Raw genomic sequence first — 5,674 nt, 5'->3', positions numbered from 1 at the left:
TTTTTAATCGTTTTTTTTTTGCGCTTTATCGAAAACAGCGTATTTTACTCATTTTGTGTTGTGGTTAAAACCACACCTATCTGTTTTTAAGCATATTAAAATTATAAAAATCAATTTTTTTTACAATTTATAAATCACTTTAAACATGATAATACGTGGTAAAACAAATGTTTTACTATCCTGAATCAAAAAGTTACTAAAGTTATTGGTTTGTCTAAATTTGACATCAAAAATATTACTTGCACTAACCTCAAAACCCCAAGGACTGTCTTCGGTTTGATAAAACAAACTGGCATTAGCCATATCAAATTGATTGGTGTTATTTGTTGTTTTGTTATTAAAGGTATCTAAACTGTAGTCTGCTTTAAAAATAAAGTCGTTTAAAAAATCATATTCCAAATTGGTAAAAAAACTGGTATTTAAAAACTGGGTAAGATTTCCTCTAGATTTGTAATTACTAGTCGCGTGCTTATAACCAACCTCAATATTAGGATGGTTTTTAAAATTAGTATCTAGGCTCATGGTATTATTAAAGTTTTTAGAACTGTTTAAACTAGTATTTAGATTTACAATTTGATAGTAATCATTATAACTCCATCTAGAATTAAATTTCAGCTTTAGCTTTTTAATATTTTTAGAAAAACGACCAGACACACTAAGCGCTTGCTCTGGTTGATCAAACATTACTGGTGTGCTAAACTGCTCGATACCTTGTAACTGTATTGTGTTTTTTATGCTTTTTATACGTTTATTATAAGTTGTAATCAGACTATAATTTAAACCTCTAAACAAACTAAATCTCCTATAACTTACACTTGCAGTATGGTATAATGTATTACTTAGGTTTGCGTCACCTTTAAACACACTATTAAAATTATTTAAAACAAAATTATTTGCAATCCTGTTTACTGTTGGAGAAGTAGCATTAAGCTTATATTTAAAATCTATTTTTTCGGAATTACTAAACTCGATATTACTAGTAAATTGAGGTAATAGTACTGTTTTAGAATTACTTATACCATGAGACAATTGATTAGCCTGCCAATTATAAAAATGAAGATAAGCTGCAGGCTTAAATGTTGCAATCCCTATTTGAAACTTGTACTCTAAGCCTAAATAAGTATCCATTAAATTATAATGCAACTGATTATTAAATCCTGCGGTTTCAAAATTGTTAATAGTACCATCACTAAGTTGTTGTAAATCTTGAGTATTAAAACTATTAAATGCTGCATTAACACCCAAAGACGTATATAAATGATTAAAATTATTTAGTACCCAATAGTCTTTTAAAATGATATTTACGCTATTGGTTTTTACCGTTTTAATCTGTTGTATATTATAATTTACATCTATTTGCAAGGGTATTAAACCTTGTAATATTTGCTGATTGGTTAGCCAATTAGTAATGGGTTGATCATTTTTAAAATTATATATGCTTTGTAAAGTTGCGGTGTGATTTTTGGATAACTTCCTGCTATAATTAAAGTTTTGCTTTAGATTTAATCCTGTAACATTGTTAGTTGTGCTAATAGTATTATCCTGTGATGGATTAATCGTATTTATTACTCCTAAACCTTTATTGTTGGTTACTTTTATTACGGTATTTATATTTAGATCTTCTTTTATGGTTGGTTTATACTCTAAAGTTACTTTTCCTATGGTAAAATAATTATCCAACGCATTATTAGCAAAGCGTTGTTCTGTAAATGGTTGGTCAATATTTTGATAGGTATTTATGGTATTACTTGCAGTGGTATTTTTTTCGTTATTAACAATCGCATAAGCGCTTAAATCTGTAACCTGGTTAATGGATTGCCTGATATTAAAGGCGCCAAATTGGTTGGTACTAGACTTATAATCTTGATTGTCTAAAAATTGGGCAAAATCACTGCGATATAGTTTAAAATAGTTTCCTGCATCGCTTAACAATTTACCTACACCTCCTTCAAACTCTAAATAATCTTTAATAGTAAAACTTTTGACACCAGTGTTATTAAGATCACCAATAACGTTTACATTGGTTTTAGGGCTGTAATAAAAAATACTTGGATGCACTACGTAACGGTCTTTTATGCCTGCTCCAGCTTCAATATCTCCAAACATAAATTTTTTCTTGTCCTCTTTTAACTTAATGTTTAAAGCCATGTCATCGCTATCTTGCAAACCTTTTAACATTGCGACATCATTGTAATTATCTAAAACCTCAACTTTATCTACTGCATCTGCAGGAATATTATTAACCGCTAGTTTACTGTCTCCTGTAAAAAAGGTTTTATTTTCTACTAAAACTTTAGAGACTTTAGTACCATTAACTGTGACATTACCGCTCCGATCCACGTCTACACCTGGTAATTTTTTAAGGACATCTTTAAGTTTACGTTCTTCGCCTGTTACAAATTTATCTGTTAGATAAACAATGGTGTCTTTTTTGACCACCATTGGCGGAGTGTATGTAATAGTGACCTCGTCTAATTGGTCTAAATTTTCTTTTAAAATGATGTTATTGGAGGTGTCTTTGTCTAAATTAACATCTTCGACGTTAGGTGAAAACCCTAAAAAACTTGTTGTTACGGTATAATTTTGATTTTTTTCTAATTGTAATTTGTAATTACCATCTTGGTTAGTAATTGCAAACGTAACGTCAATATTATCTGCAACTGGAACTGCCAAAATATTAGCATATTGCAAGGGTTGTTGCAAGCTGTCTGACACTTTACCTTGCAAGGTAATGGTTTGCGCTTGTAGAGCTACACTAATTGACATTACTAAAATCAAAACTAAATGTTTAATTAACATAGCTTTATTGTCTAGATTGCTTTGCTCGTTTTATTCTAGCTTCTAAATTAGCTTTAATTTCAGAAAAAAAAGTTTTTCGTTGTACCTCTTTTCCCTCAGTTGGTTGCTCTATTTTATGGTCTACATCAAATTGTACTTCTAAAGCAAAATAAGTGTTATTACCTACATTTACTTCTAAGATTAATCCAGGCAGACCTTCAAACTGAAGTGGACCAAAAGGTACTGGTATTTGTGGTGTATACCATGCCTCTATAGCCATACCATCTTTATAAGCCAAAACCTCTGAGCCATTTAATAGTTGTGCTTTAAAACAAGTATAATCGCCAATTTTTTTATAGTCTTTAGTCAACTTCCAATTTAGTTGCTTTGTGCTATCTACAACCAAAAGTTTTTCGCCTCCCATTGTCATTGCATACAATGTTTTGTTCTCTTTTAGATTAACGTAATACTTTTGGTGTTTTGCTCTTTTTATAATTTTATTTAACTCGTTTTGTTCGTTGTCTGAATCTAAAGTTATTTTAATGTCATTTAAAGAAAAGTAGGATTGATTTGCATCAAATAGTAAGCTATAACTAAGATGTTTATAATTATCAGCATCTTCAACTATTTTTTTTAATGAGGACTCAGAAAAGTCACTTTTTAAATTTTCTTTTATAGCCTCAAGGTTTACTACTCTGTTGTAGGTTACCTTATTAATTTTGTTTTGACTAATTCCTTGATAAGCAAAACATAGTAAGAATATTAAAATATATTTCATAATTAAAAATTGAAACTGTTTAAAAAAAATAAGTAGGGATTTGATTTAAATTAAAAACGCTAACCTCTTAATAAAAACTGTCAAAATATTAGCATATTGCAAGGGTTATTGCAAGCTGTCTGACACTTTGCCTTGTATAGTTATGGTTTATGCTTGTAGATAAAATCCTGCTAATATGAGCGGAATTAACAATATGTTTTTTTAAACATTACAAGTAATTTTATTATGATTTATTCTTGTTCCTTTCTTATCTCAGCCATTAACTTATTGTAATCGTCTTTTAAAATTTCTTTTTTAGCTTTAGGTTTAATGATTTTTTGTAAACAATCATCACAATCAAATTTTATTGTCGAGGCATAAAATATTGTTTTTCCATTAATTGTTCCTTCAAGTACTAGTCCTGGCAACCCATCTAATCCTCTTGGTCCAAACTGATAAGGTATTTCAGGAGCAAACCAAACTTCTGGAAAAAACTTCTGATATGTATCTTTATAATAATTCTTTTCTTCCCTGACGGTAGTTGCTTTGTAGCACTTGTATCCATTAATTATTTTAGTGTCTTTAGTTATTATCCAATTATCTTTATATGGGTATACAACATTAAACTTTTCTCCAAAAGACATTTTGTGCTTAATCTTTATTGAGTCATCCTTGTAAAAGATGCCACTCCCTGCAATTTTTTTTGCTAATTTAAAAGCTAAACCATCTTCAACTGCTAGCTTGTCATTAATAGAATAATGACTTGATTTTGAATTACAATACAAAACATACTCTAACTCTGATAACGCTTTATTTATAGAGCTTAAAGTTGTTTTTGTTTTGTCATCAAGATCTTTTCGATCGTTATCTTTCAACACTTTTATTTTATATATTACTGAAATCGCATTGGAATTACTGGTATTATTAGTTAAAACGAATAGTGAAAAAATTGATAATAAAATTTTAATTTTAACCATAGAATTAATAGTTATTTTAAGTGCTGAAAAATTGTATTAATTATTCTTTCTTTCTTCTTTAAGTTTAGCTATTTTATAAGATAATTCTTCTTTAGAAATAAATTCGCCTTTTGGTACTTTTTCAAGCTCCTGACTGTTTTTATGAAATTTAATTTGAGTAGCAGTATAAATTAAAGTTTTAAAATTTAATTCTAAAATTAATCCTGGTAAATTATAAAATCCTCTTGGACCAAATCTAAATGGTATTTCTGGTGCAAACCAAGCTGATACTTTATGCAATTGCTTTTTTCCATTGACATATTCAACATAATCTGTTGTTGCTAAATAGCAGACGTACTTATCAATTGTTTTACTTTGGTTTGTAATCTTCCAATTTTTAATACTAATAGAATCCTTATAAATGTATTTTTTATTTAAAAATTTAAACCACTTATTGCATTCATTAGGTTTGATGTTATAATAATACTTGGTTTCAAGTTCAGACATGATTTTAGCAAGTTTAGACTCAAACGGATTAACATCATTATCCATTTGATTTACTCCAGTAAAAACTGCTGAATTTTGATTAGCATTTAAAATCATTTTTATCGAGCTTAATAATGCAATTCCCTTACTATAGGTTTTTACCACTTCTGGCGCATCCTCAATTTTATTTAAGTGCTTTTTAATGGTGTCATTTTCTACTTTTTGACTATTAAAAGTTATTTTATAATCAACGGTTAAACTTTGCTGAGCATAAGAATTTGCCACCAATAGAAAAATGAAAATAATATAGCTTGTTCTATTCATAATTTATTGACTCCAATAAGATCCAGCAATAAAATCTACTTCTAAAACACACTTATCAAAATAAGTGTTTCCTACTGCATAAGCAGCCTCAGCATCAAGACCCAAAGAAACGCCTAAGGCTTCATAACCTTCAGCACCAGCAAAACAGTGATCATAATTAAACGATGGGTCTTCAATTTTTTTAAAATTAGACGATGTCGTACTCATCATAAATAAAGCCACAAAAGTTAATCCTAATACTTTTTTCATACTTTCTAAAATTTTAAAACAGCAAATTGTTTAAACTGGTTGATTATTAATTAAGTTATTAGTCGATATTAAATTAATAGTTGTCGCTATTAAATTTGTAATAAGTTGTCGAAAAAATAAAAAA

5 protein-coding genes are annotated in these 5,674 nt (G+C 28.8%); all 5 read right to left on the bottom strand.

The features are described from left to right. Positions 1-120: 120 nt before the first annotated feature. Entirely contained in the window at positions 121-2,799 is a 2,679-nt protein-coding gene (locus B2989_RS00460; RefSeq protein ID WP_292942512.1) for a carboxypeptidase-like regulatory domain-containing protein, read from the bottom strand. Between the two features lie 4 nt (positions 2,800-2,803). After that, complete coding sequence (locus B2989_RS00455) at positions 2,804-3,556, bottom strand: GLPGLI family protein (RefSeq protein WP_292942510.1); 753 nt, start codon at positions 3,554-3,556, stop codon at positions 2,804-2,806. A gap of 230 nt (positions 3,557-3,786) precedes the next feature. Further along, positions 3,787-4,512 carry a GLPGLI family protein gene (locus B2989_RS00450; protein WP_292942508.1) on the bottom strand — a complete coding sequence of 242 codons (726 nt, stop codon included), beginning with the start codon at positions 4,510-4,512 and terminating at the stop codon, positions 3,787-3,789. A 36-nt stretch (positions 4,513-4,548) separates the two neighbouring features. Further along, positions 4,549-5,301: a GLPGLI family protein gene (locus B2989_RS00445; protein ID WP_292942506.1), complete on the bottom strand. Its 753-nt coding sequence runs from the start codon at positions 5,299-5,301 to the stop codon at positions 4,549-4,551. Between the two features lie 3 nt (positions 5,302-5,304). Further along, positions 5,305-5,550 carry a hypothetical protein gene (locus B2989_RS00440; RefSeq protein WP_292942504.1) on the bottom strand — a complete coding sequence of 82 codons (246 nt, stop codon included), beginning with the start codon at positions 5,548-5,550 and terminating at the stop codon, positions 5,305-5,307. Positions 5,551-5,674: the final 124 nt, after the last annotated feature.

The sequence above is a fragment of the Olleya sp. UBA1516 genome, from assembly GCF_002323495.1.
GTDB lineage: Bacteria > Bacteroidota > Bacteroidia > Flavobacteriales > Flavobacteriaceae > Olleya.
The sequence above is the reverse complement of the archived record's forward strand: the minus strand, read 5'-3'. Positions and strand labels throughout refer to the sequence as shown.

Bases quoted from the DNA above. Each gene is read 5' to 3' on its own strand.
- B2989_RS00460 (WP_292942512.1), bottom strand. From the start codon at position 2,799: ATGTTAATTAAACATTTAGTTTTGATTTTAGTAATGTCAATTAGTGTA.
- B2989_RS00450 (WP_292942508.1), bottom strand. From the start codon at position 4,512: ATGGTTAAAATTAAAATTTTATTATCAATTTTTTCACTATTCGTTTTA.
- B2989_RS00440 (WP_292942504.1), bottom strand. From the start codon at position 5,550: ATGAAAAAAGTATTAGGATTAACTTTTGTGGCTTTATTTATGATGAGT.
- B2989_RS00455 (WP_292942510.1), bottom strand. From the start codon at position 3,556: ATGAAATATATTTTAATATTCTTACTATGTTTTGCTTATCAAGGAATT.
- B2989_RS00445 (WP_292942506.1), bottom strand. From the start codon at position 5,301: ATGAATAGAACAAGCTATATTATTTTCATTTTTCTATTGGTGGCAAAT.